The 21223-nt window shown below is 38.0% G+C and carries 30 protein-coding genes, 1 pseudogene and 1 other annotated feature; of the genes and pseudogenes, 13 read left to right on the top strand and 18 right to left on the bottom strand.

Annotation, left to right across the window (positions count from 1 at the left end; all coding sequences use genetic code 11):
• Position 1: 1 nt before the first annotated feature.
• On the bottom strand, positions 2–547 hold the full coding sequence (locus ACIQAA_RS06635) for an HD domain-containing protein (protein ID WP_402616647.1): 546 nt from the start codon (positions 545–547) through the stop codon (positions 2–4).
• Positions 548–735: 188 nt separating this feature from the next.
• Here ACIQAA_RS06635 and ACIQAA_RS06640 point away from each other — a divergent pair, with 188 nt between their 5' ends.
• Both ACIQAA_RS06640 and ACIQAA_RS06645 read left to right on the top strand, forming a co-directional pair.
• Positions 736–912 (top strand): hypothetical protein, encoded by a 177-nt coding sequence (locus tag ACIQAA_RS06640; RefSeq protein ID WP_307197443.1) that lies wholly within the window; start codon positions 736–738, stop codon positions 910–912.
• Positions 913–1043: 131 nt separating this feature from the next.
• The gene (locus ACIQAA_RS06645; RefSeq protein ID WP_402616651.1) at positions 1044–1823 is read left to right on the top strand and encodes an alpha/beta hydrolase; all 780 of its coding nucleotides are present in this window, start codon (positions 1044–1046) and stop codon (positions 1821–1823) included.
• 41 nt (positions 1824–1864) lie between these two features.
• On the opposite strand, the gene ACIQAA_RS06650 is transcribed toward ACIQAA_RS06645, so the two are convergent.
• Together ACIQAA_RS06650 and ACIQAA_RS06655 are read right to left on the bottom strand one after the other, a co-directional pair.
• A complete protein-coding gene (locus ACIQAA_RS06650) occupies positions 1865–2380 on the bottom strand; it encodes a hypothetical protein (protein ID WP_402616653.1) in 516 nt (171 codons plus the stop codon).
• 157 nt (positions 2381–2537) lie between these two features.
• Positions 2538–2990, bottom strand: coding sequence for a DUF2269 family protein (locus ACIQAA_RS06655; RefSeq protein ID WP_402616656.1), 453 nt, complete (start codon positions 2988–2990; stop codon positions 2538–2540).
• A gap of 139 nt (positions 2991–3129) precedes the next feature.
• Between ACIQAA_RS06655 and ACIQAA_RS06660 the strand changes: the two genes are divergently transcribed.
• Positions 3130–3513: a DUF454 family protein gene (locus ACIQAA_RS06660; protein ID WP_402616658.1), complete on the top strand. Its 384-nt coding sequence runs from the start codon at positions 3130–3132 to the stop codon at positions 3511–3513.
• Between the two features lie 56 nt (positions 3514–3569).
• Here the strand turns inward: ACIQAA_RS06660 and ACIQAA_RS06665 are convergent.
• The 11 genes and pseudogenes from ACIQAA_RS06665 to ACIQAA_RS06715 all read right to left on the bottom strand — a co-directional run.
• Positions 3570–3824 (bottom strand): annotated as a pseudogene (locus tag ACIQAA_RS06665) (GNAT family N-acetyltransferase); the annotation flags it as partial.
• Positions 3825–3862: 38 nt separating this feature from the next.
• Positions 3863–4057, bottom strand: a complete 195-nt coding sequence (locus ACIQAA_RS06670; protein WP_402616661.1) for a hypothetical protein — start codon at positions 4055–4057, stop codon at positions 3863–3865.
• Positions 4058–4068: 11 nt separating this feature from the next.
• On the bottom strand, positions 4069–4578 hold the full coding sequence (locus ACIQAA_RS06675; RefSeq protein ID WP_402616664.1) for a GNAT family N-acetyltransferase: 510 nt from the start codon (positions 4576–4578) through the stop codon (positions 4069–4071).
• A gap of 9 nt (positions 4579–4587) precedes the next feature.
• Positions 4588–5589 carry a glutathione S-transferase family protein gene (locus ACIQAA_RS06680; protein ID WP_402616667.1) on the bottom strand — a complete coding sequence of 334 codons (1002 nt, stop codon included), beginning with the start codon at positions 5587–5589 and terminating at the stop codon, positions 4588–4590.
• Positions 5590–5606: 17 nt separating this feature from the next.
• Positions 5607–6056, bottom strand: a complete 450-nt coding sequence (locus ACIQAA_RS06685; RefSeq protein WP_402616669.1) for a GNAT family N-acetyltransferase — start codon at positions 6054–6056, stop codon at positions 5607–5609.
• On the bottom strand, positions 6053–6559 hold the full coding sequence (locus tag ACIQAA_RS06690) for a GNAT family N-acetyltransferase (protein WP_402616671.1): 507 nt from the start codon (positions 6557–6559) through the stop codon (positions 6053–6055). Before ACIQAA_RS06690 ends, ACIQAA_RS06685 begins: the two co-directional genes overlap by 4 nt.
• A 184-nt stretch (positions 6560–6743) precedes the next feature.
• Positions 6744–8378 carry a methionine--tRNA ligase gene (metG, locus tag ACIQAA_RS06695; RefSeq protein ID WP_402616674.1) on the bottom strand — a complete coding sequence of 545 codons (1635 nt, stop codon included), beginning with the start codon at positions 8376–8378 and terminating at the stop codon, positions 6744–6746.
• Positions 8379–8629: 251 nt separating this feature from the next.
• Positions 8630–8904 (bottom strand) — a binding site (T-box leader).
• Positions 8905–8955: 51 nt separating this feature from the next.
• Entirely contained in the window at positions 8956–9102 is a 147-nt protein-coding gene (locus tag ACIQAA_RS06700; RefSeq protein WP_402616677.1) for a hypothetical protein, read from the bottom strand.
• Positions 9103–9183: 81 nt separating this feature from the next.
• On the bottom strand, positions 9184–9621 hold the full coding sequence (locus ACIQAA_RS06705; protein ID WP_402616680.1) for a GNAT family N-acetyltransferase: 438 nt from the start codon (positions 9619–9621) through the stop codon (positions 9184–9186).
• A gap of 19 nt (positions 9622–9640) precedes the next feature.
• Positions 9641–10510: an NAD-dependent epimerase/dehydratase family protein gene (locus ACIQAA_RS06710; protein WP_402616683.1), complete on the bottom strand. Its 870-nt coding sequence runs from the start codon at positions 10508–10510 to the stop codon at positions 9641–9643.
• 159 nt (positions 10511–10669) lie between these two features.
• Positions 10670–10954: a YggT family protein gene (locus ACIQAA_RS06715; protein ID WP_402616686.1), complete on the bottom strand. Its 285-nt coding sequence runs from the start codon at positions 10952–10954 to the stop codon at positions 10670–10672.
• A gap of 231 nt (positions 10955–11185) precedes the next feature.
• Here ACIQAA_RS06715 and ACIQAA_RS06720 point away from each other — a divergent pair, with 231 nt between their 5' ends.
• From ACIQAA_RS06720 to ACIQAA_RS06735, 4 genes are all read left to right on the top strand, one after another.
• Positions 11186–11551, top strand: coding sequence for an SCP2 sterol-binding domain-containing protein (locus ACIQAA_RS06720; protein ID WP_402616688.1), 366 nt, complete (start codon positions 11186–11188; stop codon positions 11549–11551).
• A gap of 169 nt (positions 11552–11720) precedes the next feature.
• On the top strand, positions 11721–12473 hold the full coding sequence (locus ACIQAA_RS06725; RefSeq protein WP_402616691.1) for a DeoR/GlpR family DNA-binding transcription regulator: 753 nt from the start codon (positions 11721–11723) through the stop codon (positions 12471–12473).
• Positions 12470–13396, top strand: coding sequence for a 1-phosphofructokinase (gene pfkB / locus ACIQAA_RS06730; RefSeq protein ID WP_402616693.1), 927 nt, complete (start codon positions 12470–12472; stop codon positions 13394–13396). The genes ACIQAA_RS06725 and pfkB overlap by 4 nt, the downstream gene beginning before the upstream one ends.
• 2 nt (positions 13397–13398) lie before the next feature.
• Complete coding sequence (locus tag ACIQAA_RS06735; protein WP_402617102.1) at positions 13399–15273, top strand: PTS fructose transporter subunit IIABC; 1875 nt, start codon at positions 13399–13401, stop codon at positions 15271–15273.
• 43 nt (positions 15274–15316) lie between these two features.
• On the opposite strand, the gene ACIQAA_RS06740 is transcribed toward ACIQAA_RS06735, so the two are convergent.
• The 3 genes from ACIQAA_RS06740 to ACIQAA_RS06750 all read right to left on the bottom strand — a co-directional run bounded on the left by ACIQAA_RS06740 (position 15317) and on the right by ACIQAA_RS06750 (position 16985).
• The gene (locus ACIQAA_RS06740) at positions 15317–16120 is read right to left on the bottom strand and encodes an HAD family hydrolase (RefSeq protein WP_402616696.1); all 804 of its coding nucleotides are present in this window, start codon (positions 16118–16120) and stop codon (positions 15317–15319) included.
• 96 nt (positions 16121–16216) lie between these two features.
• Positions 16217–16660 carry a hypothetical protein gene (locus ACIQAA_RS06745; protein ID WP_402616699.1) on the bottom strand — a complete coding sequence of 148 codons (444 nt, stop codon included), beginning with the start codon at positions 16658–16660 and terminating at the stop codon, positions 16217–16219.
• Positions 16661–16796: 136 nt separating this feature from the next.
• A complete protein-coding gene (locus ACIQAA_RS06750; protein ID WP_402616701.1) occupies positions 16797–16985 on the bottom strand; it encodes a hypothetical protein in 189 nt (62 codons plus the stop codon).
• A gap of 139 nt (positions 16986–17124) precedes the next feature.
• Between ACIQAA_RS06750 and ACIQAA_RS06755 the strand changes: the two genes are divergently transcribed.
• Entirely contained in the window at positions 17125–17331 is a 207-nt protein-coding gene (locus ACIQAA_RS06755) for a zinc ribbon domain-containing protein (protein WP_402616704.1), read from the top strand.
• A gap of 28 nt (positions 17332–17359) precedes the next feature.
• Complete coding sequence (locus ACIQAA_RS06760) at positions 17360–17629, top strand: DUF3949 domain-containing protein (protein ID WP_402616707.1); 270 nt, start codon at positions 17360–17362, stop codon at positions 17627–17629.
• A gap of 67 nt (positions 17630–17696) precedes the next feature.
• Here ACIQAA_RS06760 and ACIQAA_RS06765 read toward each other — a convergent pair whose 3' ends face one another.
• Positions 17697–18104, bottom strand: coding sequence for an NUDIX hydrolase (locus ACIQAA_RS06765; protein ID WP_402616709.1), 408 nt, complete (start codon positions 18102–18104; stop codon positions 17697–17699).
• 98 nt (positions 18105–18202) lie between these two features.
• Here ACIQAA_RS06765 and ACIQAA_RS06770 point away from each other — a divergent pair, with 98 nt between their 5' ends.
• From ACIQAA_RS06770 to ACIQAA_RS06785, 4 genes are all read left to right on the top strand, one after another.
• Positions 18203–18352, top strand: coding sequence for a hypothetical protein (locus tag ACIQAA_RS06770; RefSeq protein ID WP_402616712.1), 150 nt, complete (start codon positions 18203–18205; stop codon positions 18350–18352).
• A 223-nt stretch (positions 18353–18575) separates the two neighbouring features.
• Positions 18576–19829 (top strand): dicarboxylate/amino acid:cation symporter, encoded by a 1254-nt coding sequence (locus ACIQAA_RS06775; RefSeq protein ID WP_402616715.1) that lies wholly within the window; start codon positions 18576–18578, stop codon positions 19827–19829.
• A gap of 190 nt (positions 19830–20019) precedes the next feature.
• Positions 20020–20643, top strand: coding sequence for a chromate transporter (locus tag ACIQAA_RS06780; protein ID WP_402616718.1), 624 nt, complete (start codon positions 20020–20022; stop codon positions 20641–20643).
• Between the two features lie 19 nt (positions 20644–20662).
• Entirely contained in the window at positions 20663–21205 is a 543-nt protein-coding gene (locus ACIQAA_RS06785) for a chromate transporter (protein WP_402616721.1), read from the top strand.
• Positions 21206–21223 lie beyond the last annotated feature (18 nt).

Consider the following 21223-nt stretch of genomic DNA (forward strand, 5'->3'; position numbering starts at 1 on the left):
CCTAAGTCAACTCCCTGAAAAGTCTATCTACTTCAGCTCGTAATTCAGTTAGTAATTCAAAAGAAGATTGGGTGCCCAAACTATCTACAACATTGGTGTAATACCACTTTTGCTGCTCTTTACCAGCATTAAATCTACTCCAAACCTCTTCGCCAACTTGTTCATAATCTCTAATGATTGAACGGATATTATGAAGTTTATCAGCACAGACCACAGCACGAACATCCTCGGAAGCAGTTTTTAAAAATTCAATAGTATGCTCCTTCCTATCCTTCCATGATAGGGATTTATCAGGTTCTGAACTGCCATCAACAATCTCAGCTATTTTTGATCCAAATTCCCTTTTGATTTCATCAAGTGTTAGTGGCGTATCCTCGACAGTGTCATGTAAGATTCCAGCTGCAACGATTTCCTCACTGTACCCTTTCCTTAATAACATAAATCCTACAGTGACAGGGTGTGTAATATAAGGAATATCGGTGTTTTTCCGATATTGTCCTTCATGACTTTTACTAGCTGTCAGCAGAGCCTTTTCTAAAATATCCACTTTTTGACCTTCCTTCCATCATTCTAACAATCCTTTATTTTTACCTTATTTCAACATGTTATACAAATCTCCTTCTTACTTTTCAAAATGGATAATTTATTTCAAAAGAAAATATGTGTAATTTGTCCAATCACATACTTTTATACAAGCATATTCTGTAGTACAAGCCTGAAAAGGGGGGATATGGAATGAGTAATGATAGAAGACGTCGTGATGATGATCGCAGAGAAGTCAGAAGAGTATTTATTGATGCAGAAGAAGTTATTATCCGTGCTGATAGAGTAAGAATTGTTGGCGATGATGACAGAAGAGACGACAGAAGAGATGACAGAAGAGACGACAGAAGACGCCCATTCTGGTTTTAATCAGTTTGTCTAGGGAATAATTGATTCCTCAGGCTGGTGAGACAAAAAAATCTCATCAGCCTGTTTTTATTGCTCCTAAACGTTAAAAATATGGTAAATTAATGAAGTAGAATATAAGAATAGCAGGTGATATGGTGCTAGAAAAATATCATGTTTATATGTCCTCATTCGAACAGGAAAGAATGATTAGAGTGTATTTGCCTGTAAATTACTATGAGTCAAACAAACGTTATCCCGTATTATATATGCACGATGGGCAAAATGTTTTTGAAGATGAAGGTGCTATTAAAGGTGTATCTTTAGGATTGAAGGATTACTTAGATAGCAGCAAAGTAGAAATAATCGTAGCGGCCATTGATTTAAACCCTGAAGGAGAAGAACGCATTAACGAATACTGCCCATGGGTCAATGGTGCGATCGCTGAAAAAATAATTGGTCACCCTGTTTCTGCAGGCGGTAAAGGTGATCTATACTTAGAATTTATTGTAAATGAACTTAAGCCGTTAATAGACCGTAAATGCCGAACTATTAAGGATCATACTTCAATGGCAGGAATTTCGTTAGGAGGACTTATCTCTACATATGCTGCATGCCGATACCCACAAATTTTCAAGCGAATTGCGGCTATATCACCTGGATATTATCGGAACCAAGAGGAACTTGAGGTATACGTAAGAAATTCCGACCTGTCCGAAATCGAGAAGTTTTATATGGATTTTGGCACTCATGAAGTCAGTGGTGATAAGGAACTTAATAACGAGTTTTCAGAAATGATTCAATCCATCTATGAAATCGTTAGCAGTAAAATTGCTGATACCCGCTATGAAACTGTTCAAAGTGGAGAGCACAACTATACATCGTTTAAAAAGCGAATAGGTGAAGTGATATCTTATCTTTATTCCGATTTGTGAGGTTCAAAAAGGTATGGTCGAGGATGACCATACCTTTTATGTTACTTTTCAGCAGCTATAGTTACCGAATAGGCCGCTCTTTTGATTTTTTCGGTCACTATGAACCTTTTATTGTTACCGTAATTCCTGCTCTTTTCATTTATCGGCACTATGAATCTCTTATTGTTACCGTAAATTCTGCTCTTTTCACTTATCGGCACTATGAGCCTCTTATTGTTACCGTAATTCCTGCTCTTCTCATTTATCGGCACTATGAACCTCTTATTGTTACCGTAAATTCTGCTCTTTTCACTTATCGGCACTATGAATCTCTTATTGTTACCGTAAATTCTGCTCTTTTCACTTATCGGCACTATGAACCTCTTATTGTTAACGTAAATTCTGCTCTTTTCACTTATCGGCACTATGAGCCTCTTATTGTTACCGTAATTCCTGCTCTTCTCATTTATCGGCACTATGAATCTCTTATTGTTACCGTAAATTCTGCTCTTTTCACTTATCGGCACTATGAGCCTCTTATTGTTACCGTAATTCCTGCTCTTCTCATTTATCGGCACTATGAGCCTCTTATTGTTACCGTAATTCCTGCTCTATTCACTTATCGGCACTATGAGACTCTTATTGTTACCGTAATTCCTGCTCTTCTCATTTATCGGCACAATCCATCCTCTTATGTTACTCGAGCCATCTGTGTTTGGTCACCTTGGGCGGAAACTAAAAAGGTTTTAGTATCATTAAAGCGATAATGACAATAAAAATAGCATTTTCCAAATGTTCATAACGGAATAGTATTCTTGATAAACGATAATACTCTTCAGGAATTTCCTCGCCTTTATGTGACGCTAACAAAGCCTTAACCGGTTTAGATCTTGGTGATAATACAAGCGGGCCAATTGCCAATGCAGCTAAAAAGAGAACAAGACTTGTTACATACCAGCCCATACGAAACAGACTGGGATTCATGAGGCCCATGATTAAACCTGTGATGAGTAAAAGTGTACCGCCTACCATTACAAAGATATGCAGTTTATGTCGAATGGCATAGGAATGCCTTAACTCAGTCATGGTTTTTCCCGACTTTACCACTGTGGTTAAAATAAACCCAGGACCCATTCCCATAATCGCCGAAAAAATATGTAAAACTACGAGAATTTTATAGAAAGTCATTTGACCAACCCCCATTATCTTGACTCCATTATTCTAACATAATGGTGGTTGAAACGGTTTTTATGTACTTATTCTGTCAAAAAACTTTCTTTTTTTTAATGCTATAATATAGTTAAATAAGACAGAAGGGGCAGCAAACATGAGTAAAATTATTAAATTTCTATATATCATCATCGGTTTTATTGCCCTGGGTTTGGGAGTTTTGGGTCTTGTTTTACCAGTGTTACCGACAACTCCATTGCTTCTTTTAGCCTCCTACTGCTTTGTGAAGGGGTCTGAACGATTCGAGCGTTGGTTTAAAGGAACAACTCTTTATAAACGTCATTTAGAGACCTTTGTAAAAGAGAGGGCCATGACCTTAAAACAAAAATTGACGATTTTGTTATTTGCTGACGTGATGATCGCCATTCCTTTTTTTATCCTAGAAAGCTTTTTCGTCCGGCTCATGCTGGTATTGATTGTTTTTTATAAATATTATTACTTTATCTATAAAATAAAAACGGTGCCAGAACCAAATAAATAACCGAGAGCGAGGAAAACACTCCAAGCTCTCGGTTATTTATAGTTGACGACAATATCTCAGTGATATGTAGTCTTCCCCATCTGCATTTCCATACCCATTTTGTTCATGCTGAAAAATAAATCCTCTTGCTTCATAAAAAGGGATTCCTTTCTCATTCCCTTTTTGCACGAAACCCACTGCTCACTGGCATTAAATTCTTCTTTCTCCTGTTTCGTAATCGCCTCAAGCAACATGGTTCCAATACCTTTATTGCGCCGGTTAGGATTCAGATACAACACAAAAACTTCTCCAGCTGTATCATTGATCATTCCTCCACCTCCGGCACCAACTACTTCATCATTTTCGACCGCTACAAAGTAGCCTCCCCAATCCTGCTGGTTTTGGTTACTTCATCTAAAATTCTGTCGGTGTTGTAGAACTCGCTTATGATTCTCTCAATATATTCTTCTGAATGACTTTCACCATATGTAGCACGATATCCATCAGAACACACTTTTGCTATTCCTTGAACATGGCTAGGGTTTGCTTTGGAAATTTTAATCATAGTGCGACTCCTTAATCTTTATTAAGAGAAAGTCGATAGGCTTTTACAATGATTCCATCGTTAGCAGGTTCAAAGTCGTGTTGTGGCAGTCGTTCAAATCCCATTCGCTCATATAATTTCATTGCAGTCTCCATGAATTCTCCGGTATGCAGCCCAACCGCATGACAGCCCTTCGCTTTAGCCCGTTGAATACATTCGGCAACTAAAGCGGCCGCAACACCTTTTCCTCGCATTTCCGGTAATACAGCAAGCATTCTAATTTCCGGATAATCCAGTATTTCCACATTTCCTTCATACGCATCGATATTAGCCGGAAACAGAACCACACTTCCTGCAATCTTCCCATCGATTTCAGCTACTATTCTCTCAACACCTGGAAGTCTATCACCCTCCGATAAAATTGCCTGCTTTAGAGCCAGCCAATGACCTTCAGGAATTTCTGCTGAATGTTCTAGATAAGCGTTGACCCTTTGCTCTCGTAAATAAGGTAATTCATTTTCCAAAGCTTCTCGAATGATCATAGTACTCTCCTAATCAATTAAAAATTTTTCTACCTTATTGCTTATATTCTGACGATTATGTTCTGAATAAAGTCCAGATAAATCCGGCCCCTTAGGCAAAATACCATTATGACCGTTTTGATCATTGCTTGCTATGTGATTCGAAAGATGATAATGTCTCTTAATCGCATCAAAATCAGTAGTATCACCAAAACCAGGAGTTTGATACAAATCACTTACATACCCCCAAAGGTGTGGAAAATCTACGATCCGGTTACGATTGGTTTTAAATGCTGAATAATAAGCTGCATCGAAGCGAATTAATGTTGCATATAGCCGTACATCTGAGTCAGTAATATAGTCTCCGAATAAGAAACGTTGTTTTGATAGCCGCTCTTCTAGTTCATCTAATCTTGCAAATAAAGTATCATATGCCTGTTCATATGCTTCCTGAGACTGAGCAAAGCCACATTTATATACCCCATTGTTGACTTCATTGAAGATGATTTCATTTAAGGCATCAATCTCTCCACGCAAAGATTCCGGATATAAATTTGGGGCATTTTCCTTATGAAAGGCCGACCAATCTGTTTCTAAATAGTTTGTTAGTTTGAAATAATCATTGTTCACAACCTTTTGTTCCTTCACATCCACGATGACAGGAACGGTCGGTCTCCCTGAATAATCTGGATCAGTCTTTTTATAAATTTCACTCATATAGCGAATTCCAAGTACAGGATCTACTCCATCTTCATCTAAAGAAAATTCCCAGTCTACATGCGGAAGTTTAGGTCGCATCGGGCTTGCCGTACCTAGACTAATTACCTCCTCTAAACCAAGAATTCTTCTTACAATCACTGAGCGATGTGCCCACGGACAGACTGCTGACCATAATAAACGATATCGTCCTGCCTCTACAGGAAGCTCGCCTTCACCGAATCCAAACGGTGTATTAAATCTATTTTTTTGCCGTTTAAACGACCCATCCCCGCTAATTTCAGCAGCAAGACTTCCCTGCTCTTTTTGTACCATCTAAAAGCACCTCTTTTTTATAGCTTATAAAAATAATAACGGAATTCCTCATCTAACTTAAATCCTTGTTTCTCCCAAAACGCCCATGCCTTCTTATTTGTATGTTCGACCGAAAGTTCAATACCTTTCGACTTTGTTAGCAGAGTAAATTCCTTCACCTTCGCAAAAAGCTGTGTTCCAACGCCGCTCCCCCTAAATTCCTCTGCTATAAAAAAGTCGTTTAAGAGCCACACACGCTGGAGGGTTAACGAAGAAAAGACAGGATAAAGCTGTGCAAAGCCAACCACTTCATCCTCATGCTGTGCAATAAAAATGACCGATTCCATGTGTTCGAATTTTTCAAATAGGAACTGTTCCACCATCACCGGGTCTTTTTGCTGCTTAAAATACTCCCGGTAAGAGTCAAATATAGGTACTATTTTTGATAAATCCTGTATGGCTGCTTGTCTAATCGTAAGTTTGGTCATTTTAAATGAAGCACCCTATGCTCATCGTCCAAATAAACGCCATTCAGTTTCATCGCTTTTTCTTCTAGTCCAAATACTTTAAATCCCAGTTTTGTATATAGCTTCTTTGCTGGCTCATTACTTGCCACAACGGATAAGTTAATTTTTTCGATTGCTTCTATTGATTTAGCTTTATTGATTGCCTGTGTGAGCAATGCTTCTCCCACACCTGCTCCTTGTTTCTCTGGAGTCACATACATCGCAAAGATGTTTGCTCTATGCTGTATTTTCTCGGATTTTTCTTGCAATAGCGTTACAACCCCAATTAGCTCATCACCTTCAAACGCCCCAAATGTGTAATTTCCTTCTGTTGAAAGATTATTTTCAACTTGATCAATCGGATTTTCTCTTTTTATTGCGTCCTCATAACTAGTTAAAAAAGCTTCCGGAGCCTGCTGTAAAGCTTCTAATCTAAGATCCCAGTATTTTTCTGCATCCGAAGAGGTTAGTTGCCTAATTTCCATGAGACATCCTCCTTTAACAATCTATAATATACCTACTATATTACTAAAATTCAAAAAAGATAGAAAATAAAAAAGAGCGTCGGTACCTATCGGAGGTCATTCTATGAGAAACCGTTCATGATGACCACTTTTCGCTTTTTATTTGATTTTTGGTCATCATGGAACCTTTATGGTGACCACTTATTTAAACAGTTTGTTTATTTAATCTTTCAAGCTCTTCTTCGATTCTAGAGGGATCAATTCTTTCAAATAATGGCTCAACATTGGACAGAACGATTGGTTTAACCAAAAATGGTTTCCAGTTTGTCTCTGAAATATTGAGCATATTCATAACCTTTTCGCTCGAAAATGGGAGAAACGGTGTTAAGATATGTGCAATGTTAGCAATTAAATATACGCAATCGGCTAGGGTTTGCTTGCAAGACTCTTCGTTTTCGTGGATTTGCTTCCACGGTTGTTGCTCATCAAAGTATTTATTAGAATAGCGCACCAGCTCAAATACTTTTTCCAATCCTTGTTTGAAAGTGGCCTCTTCAATTAAGCGGCCAGTATCCTTATATAAAGTATCGACCTCATCTTGGAGTACAGAAGAAACAACTTTATCGGGAACAATACCATCAAATGATTTTGTAATAAATTTCAACGTTCGATTTACAAAGTTACCATATGCCCCTAATAATTCGCTGTTATGACTATAGATGAATTCCTTCCACGAAAAATCTGCATCCCTGCTTTCTGGTGCGTTAATCGTTAGAAAGTACCGGATAGAATCTGGATCATATCTGTGTAAAATATCAGGAACCCATACTGCCCAATTCCTGCTGGTCGATAATTTCTTTTTTTCCAAGGTCACATACTCATTGGAAACGATATGTGTAGGTAATGGTTCCTTTCCGAGTCCAGCCAGAATCCCTGGCCAAATAATCGAGTGGAATGGAATATTATCCTTCCCATGAATGTAATAGGATGTAGCAGAAGCATTCCAAAACGATGAATCATCCTTACCAGCTTCTTTTGCCCAAAGCTTGCTGGCGGTATAGTATCCCGAAACAGCCTCAATCCAAACATAGATTTTCTTTTCTTCATAACCAGCCACAGGGACACTCACTCCAATAGGTAAATCCCGAGAAACTGCTCGATCCTGTAAACCTTCCTTTAAATACCTCTTCGTAAGAGAAATAGCATTCTCCCGCCAAAGCTTGTTATTTTCCGCTGTTTGTACATAGTTCTCCAAATGAGCTTGGAATGAGCTTAAGGAAAAATAGAAATGCTCAGTAAATCTTGTAGCAGGCGGATTTCCGCATATTTTGCATCTGCTATGCAGCAATTCATGGGGTTCTAAAATAGTTGAGCAATGATCACATTGATCCCCGCGAGATGGTTCTTTGCATACAGGGCAGATTCCTTCCACATATCGTTCCGGCAAGAATTGGGCACATTCCTCACAATAGGTTTGTTCAATTTCTTTTTTATAGATATGACCCTTTTCAAGCAGCTCAAAAAAAATCTCCTGAACCAATTTGTGGTGATGTTCGGTATCGGTTCGAGTATAGCAATCATATGAAAATCCTAATTTTGAAAAGCAATCTAGGAATTCCTGGTGATAACGATCTGTAATGACTTGAGGACGTACTCCTTCCTGTCTCGCACGAATCGTTATAGGCGTTCCATTACAATCGCTTCCTGAAACATAAAGTACTTGTTCCCCTTTCAAACGGTAGTATCTCGCTAAAATATCCCCAGGCAGCAAACTTGATATATGACCAAGATGCAAGGAACCGTTCGCATAGGCCCATGCCCCTCCGATAAAAATACTCATCCAATAAAACCTCCTTTTTTCTTTTAAAAATAAGGCAGTGTTAAAATTGGCTGTTGATTTGCGCTCCAGGCGCTACGCTTTCCGCGGGCTCGCCCGTGAGCCTCCTCGGTCGTGACGACCTGCGGGGTCTCACTCAGCTCGTTCATCCCGCAGGAGTCGAGCGCCTTCCGCTCCAATCAACAGGTTCTAAGATCAACAGTATTCTTTAACACAGCCAAAAAAATAAAAAAACCCCGCCCTCAACTGTAAAAGTTAAGGACGAGGTTTGATAATCCACGTGATACCACCTTATTTCGCAAAATAGCTCACACTATTTGCCTTAGCAAGTACGGAGTACGAATCTACTCTTATACTGTGACATGGATAACGAGTGCCAAAACTCGTCGCAGCCTACTAATACCTTTAAGTATGTTCAGTACGAAGCTCAGAGACCATTTTTCAAATGAGTGTTTTTGCTTCTTTTCAGCTACCGAAGCTCTCTGTGAAAAAACCATGCCATTCTACTTTTTCTCTTCTTTGCCTTTATTTGATAAATTTAACAATATAGTATTCGAATGATTTCAAAAAGTCAATCAAATTATTCGTCCGACCTGCCCGAATCATTCTTATGATGAGTGGAGCTATGCGGGTTCCCTTCTGTAATGACACGGTCAATATCCAGATAAGGTTTTCCGCGCAGCGCATCGTTAGATATAATCGTTGTATTTTGTTCATTATTATTCATAATAACTACCTCCTCTTTGATGGATTAAATTTCCCTCTAGAAGTAGTTTGTGTTAATTACTAAAATTTACAACCATATCCTTTACAATGAAAAATAATAAAAGTAATTTGATTCCTTTTTGAATCCTATTTTTTCATACAGGCTCTGTGCCGTTACATTATCATGACCTGTCTCTAATGACACGCCTTTTGCACCTGTTTCCTCTGCAAATTCAATCGCCTTTTTAATTAACTTCTCCCCAAAACCCTTTTTTCGTGCAGACGCATTGATATATAAATCGTTCAGGACCCATGACCGTTTCATACTCACAGAGGAAAAAGTAGGATATAGCTGAACAAAGCCAACCGGATTAGTCTCATCATAGGCGATGAAAACTACTGATTCATCGTTTACTAACCTTTCTTTTAAAAAAGACTTTGCACCTTCAACGTTTGATTCTTGATTATAAAATATTCGATACGAATCAAATAGCTCCGACAAAGAATTTAAATCATTTATTGTTGCCCTTTGTATCATCATATTTTCCCCCTTTATTTTTCTATGAATAGTGCGGAATTAAAGATTTTAAAAGACTATCTAATGATGTAAAACGGAAGCCCAATGACTGAACCAGACTGGTATTCACTGACCACGACCCAGGTAAATTATAGGGAGATGGATGACCGTCTTCACTTAATTTTGCTTCTGTTTCAATTAGTTTCTCAATTAATCCGATTAAGTCGCTCAAACTGATATCTTCCTCGGAGCCTGGATTAATGGGCCCTTCATAGTCCGACTTCGCCATACTTAATAAAAAGGAAGCCGCTTCGCCTGAGTCAATAAAACTATATCTAAAGTCAGGATGTTCAATGAACATCGGTTTTCCTTCTTTTACCTGCTCAACATGGAATTGTAAACGATTCGTATAATCGTCTTTTCCAATGATTATCGGAAAGCGGACGGCAACGACCGGGAAGTCAGCATTCTGAAAAAGGATGGCTTCGGCTGCTCGTTTTGCTTCCTGATATCCAACATAGCCTATGTATTCTCTTCTGGATTTTAATACTGGCTGATACTCGAATGGATTGAAACTTTCCTCCAAATGATGGGTCCCAAAGTCATAAACTGCCTGACTCGATGTAAAGATATACTTTTGAACTTTTCCATTTAGTGCTTTCAGTGTATCAAGTGCTTCTTGTGAGGAGTAGCAGGTTTGATCAAATACAACATCCCATTTTTTATCCTTAAAAGCTTTTTCTAGTGACTCTGCATTTTCACGGTCTATTATCAATCGAGAAACTTGATTACCAAAGGCATCGGACGCGAGACCTCTTGTTGCAATGGAAACCTCGACCCCTTCGTTGATTAATAATTGTACCAGCCGCTTTCCAACAAATTGTGTTCCCCCAAGTATTAACGCTGATTTCATCCTAATCTCCCCTTTAGATCATCCTATTCTCTAGAATACCTCAATTTACCATTTAAGTGGTACTCTCAACATGACCTGAATCAAAGGAAAATTTTTAAAAAACAGCAATAGGGCTTTACTTACGACAAAGTAAGTAAAGCCCTATATGTACGTTTTTAATTAAAATGCACCGAGCATGATTAATAATTGGCGAAGACCCTCTAAAGCAAATCTCCCTATAAAGCTGTACGCAAAAATCGCAATGATTGGTGAAAAATCAATCATACCCAGCGGCGGGATAAACTTCCTAAAGATAGATAGGTAAGGATTAACCAGTCTGCCAACGAGCGACCCTATTTTGGATGTTTGAAATTGCGGAAACCAGGAACCAAAAATATTAATCAAAATTAACCAATAATAAATATCATAGATATAATTTGCTATTACTAAAATATTTGTGCCCAAATTTATTCTTCCTATCTATAATTTTTTTCGATACTGCTACTGTACATATACGTATTATACTCAATAAGGTTTCAAATATATCTATATTTTTAACTAAAATTGTTTAATTTCTCAAAAGAATGAAGACTCTAAAAAGTTCAGAAAAAGTTCACCTCCTTCGCAGTTCCCAATTAGTATTATAAAACTATGAAATAGGCTTTGGTTTTACTAATTTCTAGGGGGAATTACTAAATGGCAAAAGCAATAAGAGAGTATTCTTTGGAAGACCTAATGGAAAGAATTGAAGAAATCTTCAATCAAAATCCCGGTCCCATTAAAGGTTTTGACGCTGTTGTTCAGTATGACGTTTATGGCGAAGAAAAAGGAACCTATCAGCATTATTTTAAAGATAGAAAACTAACCATAAAAAAAGGAATAGAAACCACCCCAACCTGCACTATGCAGTTATCGTACGATAATTTCAAGAAATTTTTATTAGGAAAACAAAGCGGAACGATGGCGCTGCTTACTGGAAGAGTTCGAGTGTTAGGAAACTTGAGTACAGCCATGAGGATTGAGACCATTTTACGTCGATACAATATTAGAGAACCATTTTAAATTTATTTTGGGAACACTATCTGTTACAAGGATGCTAAAGAGGCATCCTTTTTTATTTGGTGCTTTTTGAATGAAAAAGAATGTTTTTGAATTTTTATGATTGATTTTTATTGTTTTCAATTGTAAAATGAAATTAGTAATCATGAAAGCGTTTTAGGAGGCGGTAATGATGTTAGAGCCAGAACGCCATCAAATTATATTAGAAGCATTAAAAGTTAAAAATTCTGTAAAGCTTCAAGAACTCGTGGAATTAACAAATTCCTCTGAGTCAACCATCCGAAGAGATCTTATACAGTTGGAACAAGGAAAATTTCTCAAGAGAGTTCATGGGGGTGCTGCAAGGCTGCAAGGAAAGCTGCAGGAACCAAGCATGATGGAGAAATCCTCCAAAAACCTTCAACCAAAACGTCAAATTGCACAATACGCTGGGAGCTTAGTAGAAGAAGGAGACTGTATATATTTAGATGCAGGTTCCACCATATTTGAAATGATTCCTTTCCTTCCAGAAAACATCGTGGTCGTAACAAACGGATTAACACACGTAAATGAACTACTTGAAAAAAATATAAAAACTTTTTTAATAGGAGGCTATGCTAAGCCATCCACGAAAGCCTTAATTGGACGCGGGGCATTAGATAGTCTAGAACATTATCGTTTTGATAAGTGCTTTCTGGGTGTAAACGGAATTCACTCACAATTTGGCTATACCACACCCGACCCTGAAGAGGCAATGGTTAAAAAATTAGCAATGTCATTAACACGTGAAGCATTTGTGGTGTCGGATGAATCAAAGTTCTCAGAGATTGCTTTTGCAAAAATTGCTGACTTACATCTGGCAACGATTATCACAAATGAATTAGACCCTGATACGCAGGAGCAATATCACAGCAAAACAAAAATTAAGGTGGTTGTTACATCATGATTTATACCGTTACGTTAAACCCATCACTTGATTATATCGTAGAGGTAGACCAGGTAACGCTTGGTGAATTAAACCGTACAAAAAAGGAAACCAAATTTCCAGGCGGAAAAGGAATTAATGTTTCTCAAGTTTTAAAAAGATTAGACGTTGACAGTCATGCTCTTGGATTCTTAGGCGGTTTTACCGGTGAATATATTGAAAAATTCCTAACATCCAAAGGTATACACACAGACTTTGTAAATGTTACTGAAGATACACGAATAAATGTAAAACTTAAATCTGATAAAGAAACAGAAATAAATGCAAAAGGCCCCAACATTACAAAAGAAAACTTCGAAGCCTTAAAAGGAAAAATTAGAGAACTAACAAGTGAAGATATCCTTGTGCTCGCTGGCAGCATCCCATCTACTATGCCAGAAAGTACGTATGAAGAGCTTGTAAAACTATGTAATGATAATGGCACGAAATTTGTTGTCGACGCGGAAGGTGAATTACTTAAAAAGGTACTTCCATTAAACCCCTTCCTAATAAAACCTAATCATCACGAGCTCGGTGACTTATTCAATACAGTTATCAACTCTTGTGAAGAGGTCATTCCTTATGCAAAAGAGCTTGTAAAACAAGGTGCTCAAAACGTGATTGTATCTCTTGCCGATAAAGGAGCTGTCCTGATCAATAAGGACCTGGCCTTAATTGCTACTAGCCCTAAAGGTGATGTGAAAAGCTCAGTTGGTGCAGGAGATTCCATGGTGGCTGGTTTTATCGCTTCCTATGAAAAAACAAAATCGATAGAAGAAGCTTTTCGTTTTAGTGTGGCAGCTGGCAGTGCGACTGCCTTTTCAATCGGATTATGCACACGCGAAAAAATGGAAGACTTGCTCCCTCAAGTACAAGTAGAAAAGTCGAACCTAAGAGGAGAATGATGATGAGGATTACAGAGCTTTTAACAAAAGAAACCATCAACCTTGCATTAACAAGTACAACAAAGACCGGGGCAATTGAAGAGTTAGTAACAGTTTTAGACAATGCAGGTAAGTTAAATGACCGCTCAGAATATAAAAAAGCCATTATTAAAAGAGAAGAACAAAGCACAACAGGGATTGGTGAAGGTATTGCGATCCCCCATGCAAAAACAAACGCTGTTAAACATGCAGCAATTGCATTCGGAAGATCAAAAGCTGGTGTAAACTATGAATCTCTTGACGGGCAGCCTTCCCACCTCTTCTTTATGATTGCAGCTACAGAAGGGGCAAACAATACACATTTAGAAGCACTTTCTCGACTTTCTACGATTCTATTAAAAGATGAAGTACGAAAACAGCTATTAGAAGCTAATAGTGCTGATGAGGTCTTAACGATCATTAATTCTTATGATCAAGAGGAAAAAGAAGAAGAACAATCGATGGCTGGCAAGAAACAATTTATTGTTGCTGTAACAGCTTGTCCTACTGGTATTGCCCACACGTATATGTCTGCGGATTCACTAAAAGCAAAAGCAGCAGAAATGGGTGTTGATATTAAAGTTGAAACAAACGGTTCCGGCGGGGCTAAAAACGTTTTAACACCTGAAGAGATTGAAAATGCTGTTGCCGTTATCGTAGCGGCTGATACAAAAGTTGAAATGAATCGATTTAATGGAAAGCATGTAATTGAAACAGCCGTCGCTGATGGGATTCGTAAGCCAAAAGAACTCATCGAACGAGCATTAAAACAAGACGCTCCACTATACAGCGGCAACGGAAAATCTAGTCAGGAAAGCGAACAAACTGGTGGAAGAGGATTCGGAGCAACTATTTATAAGCACTTAATGAACGGTGTTTCTAATATGCTTCCGTTTGTTGTCGGCGGCGGTATCTTAATCGCAATCAGTTTTATGTTCGGCATTAATTCAGCAAATCCTGATGATCCAACCTATCATCCAATAGCTGAAGCACTAATGACGATTGGCGGAGGAAATGCCTTTGCCTTAATGGTTCCAATTTTAGCAGGTTTTATTGCCATGAGTATTGCAGACCGCCCTGGTTTTGCTGCTGGTATGGTCGGCGGAATGCTGGCAACAAGTGGCGGAGCTGGATTTTTAGGCGGGCTTGTTGCAGGTTTCTTAGCAGGTTATTTAGTAGTAGGATTGAAAAAGATTCTATCTGGCATGCCATCTTCTCTTGAAGGAATTAAAACCATCTTGTTATATCCTTTATTAGGGATTGCTTTAACCGGCTTCATTATGTTATTTGTTGTTAATAAGCCTGTTGGTGCTTTAAATACAGCTATTTCTGATTGGTTATCTGGTTTAGGTACAGGAAATGCTGTATTACTTGGAATTATTTTAGGATTAATGATGTCGTTTGATATGGGTGGTCCAGTCAATAAGGCAGCTTATGTATTTGGTACTGGGTTACTAGCAAATGGTGTCTATGAACCAATGGCTGCGATTATGGCGGCAGGTATGGTTCCTCCATTAGCCATTGCCATTGCAACAACATTATTTAAGAAAAAGTTTAGCAAACAAGATCAAGAAGCAGGCAAAGTGAACTATATTATGGGACTTTCTTTTATCACAGAAGGAGCTATCCCATTTGCAGCAGCTGATCCACTTCGTGTTATCCCTTCTGTTATGGCGGGTTCAGCGGTTGCTGGTGCTTTATCAATGATGTTTAGTATCGGACTTCGCGCTCCACATGGTGGATTATTCGTTATCCCACTGGTTGACGGCAGCTGGCTAATGTATTTGCTTGCCGTTGTAATTGGTTCAATTGTTGCTGCTTTATTAATGGGCTTCTTGAAAAAGCCAGTTTCTAACTAAATGATTAAAAGCCCAAATTCCTTCGGGAGTTTGGGCTTTTTGATTATTTTTCATTATTAAGTAAATGACGAACAGCATAGGCAAAGCCATCTTCATCGTTGGATTTAGTAATGATGTCTGCTTTTTGCTGTACATGAAGCGGTGCATTAGCCATTGCAACAGATGTGGTTGCTGCCTCAAATTGCGCAAGGTCATTTCCGCCATCACCAAAAGCAATAATCTCTTCAAAATCAAGATTCAACATTTTCTGGTACCGCAGTAATGCTTTTCCTTTATGCGCTTCATTTGAAGTGATTTCTACATTATTTGGGAATGAAGAAGCCATTGAAATATCAAATTTACCCTCGAGAGCCATCTTAACCTCTTCGACTTTTTCTAATTCATCATGGTGTGTTAAAGCTATTAATTTATAGATTTTCAACTGATCTTTTTCAAGAATCTCATCATAATTGAAATCTTCAAAAAGAATATTTAACTCTTCTTTGCTTTTTTTATGCAGCGGAGGTAAAGTGGATGGAAATCCTCCATAATTGGTATACACTAGTATTCCAACACCTAATCCCTTTAATATCGGAAAAATTTCTCTATACATTTCTTGCGATATAGTCGCCTCATATAAAAGTTCTCTTGTTTGCGAAAATAAAACAGCTCCGTTGACACAGAAAATTGGAATCTGTAAATTTTCTAATGCTTTTATTTTAATGACGTCGCCATAAGCACGACCTGTGTTCAAAATAACTTCATGACCATCTTCAAGTAATTCATGAATGGTTTGCAGGCTGGCTTCAGTTATATCATGTTCAGAATTTAACAAAGTACCGTCTAAATCGATTGAGAAACATTTCATCGTGTAATCTTCCTCTCCCCTATCTTTCTCAAAGACTACTATATCAGATATTCCATGAATACAAAAAGTTTAATTCTGGCAGATGTCAAGGGGACATTAAGGATTGGGATGTCCATTTGCATTTTCATTTTTTCTTTCTTTTAAGATATCTTGGATGATTTCCATATGAAACGCTGCCCATGCTTTTTCACTAAAATGGATAATCACACTGACTGCTAGTGTAAAGATATAAACGATACAAAAACCTGCCCACAGCCATTTTCCCTCATGAAATAAATAGGCAGATAATTGCTTTGAAAATAAAAGTAGCAGCCAGGGGGCAGAGGAAACCAGAATAGGAATCATTCCTGACCCGTTGTATTCTTTTATCATTCGGTAGTGAATCAATTGCAAAGTATTGCTGTCAAGAGACTTGTATAGAGTTTGGATTTCTTCGATTTCTTGATATTCCTTCATGCTTTTGATGGTATCGCCATTTTGTACCGTTCTCTTCAAGCGCAGAAAAACCTTATGAGCGTCCCCTTTTGTAGAAAAAATCACCAGCGCATCCCCTCCATTGTATAGGATTTCCAAGATGGCTATTTTTTTATTAAAAAAATTTAATCAAACGTTTGATTAGTTTTTACAAAACAAAAAGAAGCGTGTTGATATACGCTTCTTTTTGTTAATAGAGATATTATTCTCCTTCGTTAACGATAATTTTATATCCTTCTTGTTTGGGCCCATCTTCATAAACTTCTCGTGATACGATGTAAAAGGTTTCCTCTTTATCGTCAGTGATTACCATCTCACTTGGACTTTTATCAACGGCTGCAGCCTCTAGGCTGAAATAACCCATACCTAACATGGAAACATCAAATGCCACTTTCATCCCTCTTTTCTAGTTTTATTGCATTTTACCCTTTTTCATGTAAGGGTACAAGCTAAAATATTTGATTATTATGAAACATTTTGACTGCCCTTTCCGTAAATAAATGGAAAGGTTCATAACAGGGGGGATCGCAATGAGCGAAAAAGGGTGTATAAAATGTGGTTCTAGAGATACGGGACAAAAGGAAGTTGCTATGACTGGAACGGGATTATCAAAAATATTCGATGTTCAACACAACACATTTATTGTTATCTTTTGTAAAAACTGCGGGTATTCCGAGTTTTATAATAAGAAATCATCCACTTCCTCCAACATCCTCGATCTATTTTTCGGTGGGTAATAGACAAAATAAAAGGGGGTAATTCTAGATGAATGAAGTTTTAATGATATTTGTTGGCAGTTACATTCTATTATCTTTGATTTTAATACCTTTTCAATATCGATATGTTGAGCAAATGGAAAAGATGCGGAAAGTGAATGAGAAGAAGGGTATCAGTCAAAGTGAAATGATGGAAAATATGAAGTTTGAAGAGCAGATATTACATGCCAATGTACAGGGAAGTATGATTTTCTTCCTTGCAAATATCTTAGCAACGATTGTCTATAAAATGAAACAACGTCAAAAAGTGGCGAGATAACTTTCTTCTCAAGCAAAAATCGGCACCAGGAATGGGTGCCGATTTTGTTTTATGTGTTTTCATGAAATCAAAAACCAATGTAAAAAGGGTGCATTTTCTCATCTAAACAATATTCAATTCTTTGCCTAAAATTATTCCAGGTGACCATTTCCAATGCTTCTTCTAGTTTGTAAAAACCTACTTCTAAACTCTCTGGGCTGGTTGTTAATTCCCCGCCGACAGGTTTCCCTAAAAATAATGTGTTACAAACGGATCCGTCTATATTTTGAAAGATTCCACAAAACTTAACCACCTCAATGTCGATTCCAGATTCTTCTTTTGTTTCCCTGATTACGGCGTCCGTTAAGGATTCCCCTTCTTCCACCTGACCGCCAGGTATTTCCCAGCCTCTTCGCGGGCCTTTAATCAGTAATAGTTCATTCTTGTCATTTAAGACAACCGCTGCTGCAGAAACAATATGTTTTGGTACAGTCATTTTTTCTCCCCCACTCGGTCTCTATAGATATAATCTAATCAATCTCGTTGAATTTGTCATTTACTTTTCAACCATACTATTACATGGAGGTGTAAATAATGCCAAAAAATAATCCAATTGAATTTACAGGGAAAGTTCTTAATCAAAGGAACCAACTAACTGGTCCAGATGATCCGGGCAAGAGAGGCTATCCGGAACGGCCGAAGAATGTTTCTATTCAGGATTCAAACAGTAAAAAGGACCAATAATACTCCAGATAGGCTGCCAATAGGGCAGCTTTTTCTATGGCAAGCAGCCTTCCCTATGTTCCCCCTCATAGCAAAAACAAGTAACCACTCTTGCTGCTTATTTTAATTACAAAACGATTTATAAAGTATTATAAACTATTTTAATTGTTCACAAAATTGTAATATATCTATAATTCAATAAATTGAAATCGTTTTCAAAAAAATCAAATAGGAGGCATGGATAATGAAAATTAATTTTAAGAGTCTCACAACACAGGTTATTCTGGGAATTCTTCTTGGTATTTCTGTCGGTTTTGTTGTTCCTGAGATTGGCTCACAACTAAAGGTTATTGCAGATATTTTTATTAAACTAGTAAAAATGGTGATTGCTCCAATTATTTTCCTGACCATCGTAATTGGAATCGCAGGTATGGGAGATTTAAAGAAAGTTGGTAAAATCGGCGGGAAGGCTTTACTCTACTTTGAAATCGTCTCCACCATCGCTCTAGCAATCGGAATTATTGTAGCTAATGTTTTTAAGGCCGGAAAAGGGATTGATGCAGAAGCTGGTAAAGGCGACATCTCCCAATACACAGAAAAAGCAGCCGAAACGAGTCACGGATTTATGGATTTTGTGGTATCAATTATTCCTGATAGCTTTATAGGCGCGTTTGCAAATGGTGAATTATTGCCAGTACTTCTCTTAGCTATAATGTTCGGGGCTTCTTTGGCCCACTTAGGTAAAAAAGGAAAACCAGTTATTGAGTTTTTTGAAAGAACGGCTGAGGTGTTCTTCGGAATCGTTAATATCATTATGAAAGTTTCTCCGTTTGCGGCATTTGGTGCTATGGCTTACACGATTGGAGAATTTGGAGTTGAATCATTATTCTATCTTGGCAAATTAATGGGCTCCGTTTATATTACTATGGCATTATTCATTGTTATAGTTCTTGGCGGTATTGCCAAATTGTACGGTTTCAGTATCTTCAAATTCATCGCTTTTATAAAAGAAGAAATCCTTTTGGTCATCGGAACATCATCATCGGAAGCAGCACTGCCAAAAATGATGGAAAAGCTTGAAAAATACGGCTGTTCAAAGCCCGTTGTAGGATTGGTTCTTCCAACAGGATATTCCTTTAACCTTGATGGAACTTCCATTTATCTCTCAATGGCGGCATTATTCATCGCTCAGGCCTACGGAGTAGACCTAAGTATTTGGCAGCAAATTACCCTTCTTGCCATACTAATGTTGACTTCAAAAGGGGCAGCAGGCGTCACAGGATCAGGTTTTGTAACACTTGCAGCCACACTAGCCGTATTCCCATCCATACCTGTGGAAGGAATGGCACTTATTCTAGGCGTTGACCGATTCATGTCAGAAGCACGCGCTATCACAAACCTCATCGGAAACGGAGTAGCCACCGTCGTCATCTCCAAAACAGAAGGTGAATTCAAACCAGTCCAAGAAGTTCCAGACAAAAACCAAATCACAGCCTAAACCACCAAAATGTGAGCCCCTCCGGCTCACATTTTTTTATTCTCTTCTTTCCCTTTCATTGACTGTCACCAGTGACTCTAAATTACATTTGTTGCCATTTACCCATCTTGTTTCTTTTGGTACCTTTATATATGGTGCTAGATTCATAGGAGGCACGCTTTCTTTAGTTTTTTTGGAGAGAAGGATTTTTATGACTGTTGAATGGAAATTGATATTTGAGATTTTTTGGACGTTTACTAAGATCAGTCCTGTGACGTTTGGCGGGGGATTTGCGATGATCCCCTTAATCATAAAAGAGATAGTTGAAAAGAGAAAATGGTTAACAAATGAAGAGATTACGGATGTCATAGCCTTATCTCAAACAGTGCCAGGCGCGGTTGCCGTGAATTCAGCGACCTTTATCGCGCATAAAATTGGCGGAATCAGAGGCGCTTTAGCTGCAATGATTGGCGTTTCGCTTCCAACCTTTTTAATTGTCCTTTCTATAGGAGTGTCTTATTTTTACTTGGATGATAACCCAAAGCTAGAAGCAGCCTTTGTATCCATCCGCGTTACCATTGTAGCAATCATTGTGTATGCAGCCATTAAAATAGCTAAAACAGCTATATTTGATAAGACTACATTTTTCATAATGGTCGCAGGAGTACCAGCACTGTTTTTTATCCATCCAATTGTAGCCATCTTTCTTGGGGCGATTACGGGATTAATCGTAGTTTCCGTTAAGACAAAATTAGGCTGCATGATTGAAATGAAGAATAGTAAGGAAGAAGACCCAGCCAATGATCCTGAATATTACATGGGTGCCGGAATTTAAGAATAAGGAGGTGAACGGAATGGTGTTGCTGGAACTTTTTCAAACCTTTTTTATCATGGGGTTTGTTTCATTTGGCGGTGGTTACGCTATGATCCCTATTATTGAATCAGCAGTAACAGAATACGGCTGGATGTCTTCAGAACAGTTGACGAATATCATTGCAATTTCTGGTATGTCTCCTGGTCCCGTTGCTTCTAATAGTGCCATATTAATAGGTTATACAGCGGCAGGCATTAGCGGTGCTATTGTATCTGCTATAGCTATATTACTTCCTTCGCTACTCTTAGTGATTAGTGTTGCAGCCTTTTTTTTAAAATTGCACCATAATCCAGTGGTTGAAAAAATGTTTTATGGCTTAAAACCCATAGTAACGAGTTTAATTATATTTGCTGCCATTAAATTTGCTTTAGCCAATAATCTGGTTACCTTCGATTTATCCTTCCGTTCGATAAGCTTAGTCATCATATTTGGACTATCCCTATTTGCCTTATTAAAACTTCGGTGGAATCCAGTTTATGTCATTCTACTTTCCGGCTTGGTGGGAGTAGCCCTATATTCTTAAAAAATAAAAAAGTGGCAA

The sequence above is a fragment of the Neobacillus sp. NPDC093182 genome (assembly GCF_044754045.1).

Coding starts and splice junctions, on each gene's coding strand:
- ACIQAA_RS06640 (WP_307197443.1), top strand. CDS start 736: ATGAGTAATGATAGAAGACGTCGTGATGATGATCGCAGAGAAGTCAGA.
- ACIQAA_RS06645 (WP_402616651.1), top strand. CDS start 1,044: ATGGTGCTAGAAAAATATCATGTTTATATGTCCTCATTCGAACAGGAA.
- ACIQAA_RS06655 (WP_402616656.1), bottom strand. CDS start 2,990: ATGACTTTCTATAAAATTCTCGTAGTTTTACATATTTTTTCGGCGATT.
- ACIQAA_RS06660 (WP_402616658.1), top strand. CDS start 3,130: ATGAGTAAAATTATTAAATTTCTATATATCATCATCGGTTTTATTGCC.
- ACIQAA_RS06670 (WP_402616661.1), bottom strand. CDS start 4,057: ATGATTAAAATTTCCAAAGCAAACCCTAGCCATGTTCAAGGAATAGCA.
- ACIQAA_RS06675 (WP_402616664.1), bottom strand. CDS start 4,578: ATGATCATTCGAGAAGCTTTGGAAAATGAATTACCTTATTTACGAGAG.
- ACIQAA_RS06680 (WP_402616667.1), bottom strand. CDS start 5,589: ATGGTACAAAAAGAGCAGGGAAGTCTTGCTGCTGAAATTAGCGGGGAT.
- ACIQAA_RS06685 (WP_402616669.1), bottom strand. CDS start 6,056: ATGACCAAACTTACGATTAGACAAGCAGCCATACAGGATTTATCAAAA.
- ACIQAA_RS06690 (WP_402616671.1), bottom strand. CDS start 6,559: ATGGAAATTAGGCAACTAACCTCTTCGGATGCAGAAAAATACTGGGAT.
- metG (WP_402616674.1), bottom strand. CDS start 8,378: ATGAGTATTTTTATCGGAGGGGCATGGGCCTATGCGAACGGTTCCTTG.
- ACIQAA_RS06700 (WP_402616677.1), bottom strand. CDS start 9,102: ATGAATAATAATGAACAAAATACAACGATTATATCTAACGATGCGCTG.
- ACIQAA_RS06705 (WP_402616680.1), bottom strand. CDS start 9,621: ATGATGATACAAAGGGCAACAATAAATGATTTAAATTCTTTGTCGGAG.
- ACIQAA_RS06710 (WP_402616683.1), bottom strand. CDS start 10,510: ATGAAATCAGCGTTAATACTTGGGGGAACACAATTTGTTGGAAAGCGG.
- ACIQAA_RS06720 (WP_402616688.1), top strand. CDS start 11,186: ATGGCAAAAGCAATAAGAGAGTATTCTTTGGAAGACCTAATGGAAAGA.
- ACIQAA_RS06725 (WP_402616691.1), top strand. CDS start 11,721: ATGTTAGAGCCAGAACGCCATCAAATTATATTAGAAGCATTAAAAGTT.
- pfkB (WP_402616693.1), top strand. CDS start 12,470: ATGATTTATACCGTTACGTTAAACCCATCACTTGATTATATCGTAGAG.
- ACIQAA_RS06735 (WP_402617102.1), top strand. CDS start 13,399: ATGAGGATTACAGAGCTTTTAACAAAAGAAACCATCAACCTTGCATTA.
- ACIQAA_RS06740 (WP_402616696.1), bottom strand. CDS start 16,120: ATGAAATGTTTCTCAATCGATTTAGACGGTACTTTGTTAAATTCTGAA.
- ACIQAA_RS06755 (WP_402616704.1), top strand. CDS start 17,125: ATGAGCGAAAAAGGGTGTATAAAATGTGGTTCTAGAGATACGGGACAA.
- ACIQAA_RS06760 (WP_402616707.1), top strand. CDS start 17,360: ATGAATGAAGTTTTAATGATATTTGTTGGCAGTTACATTCTATTATCT.
- ACIQAA_RS06765 (WP_402616709.1), bottom strand. CDS start 18,104: ATGACTGTACCAAAACATATTGTTTCTGCAGCAGCGGTTGTCTTAAAT.
- ACIQAA_RS06770 (WP_402616712.1), top strand. CDS start 18,203: ATGCCAAAAAATAATCCAATTGAATTTACAGGGAAAGTTCTTAATCAA.
- ACIQAA_RS06775 (WP_402616715.1), top strand. CDS start 18,576: ATGAAAATTAATTTTAAGAGTCTCACAACACAGGTTATTCTGGGAATT.
- ACIQAA_RS06780 (WP_402616718.1), top strand. CDS start 20,020: ATGACTGTTGAATGGAAATTGATATTTGAGATTTTTTGGACGTTTACT.
- ACIQAA_RS06785 (WP_402616721.1), top strand. CDS start 20,663: ATGGTGTTGCTGGAACTTTTTCAAACCTTTTTTATCATGGGGTTTGTT.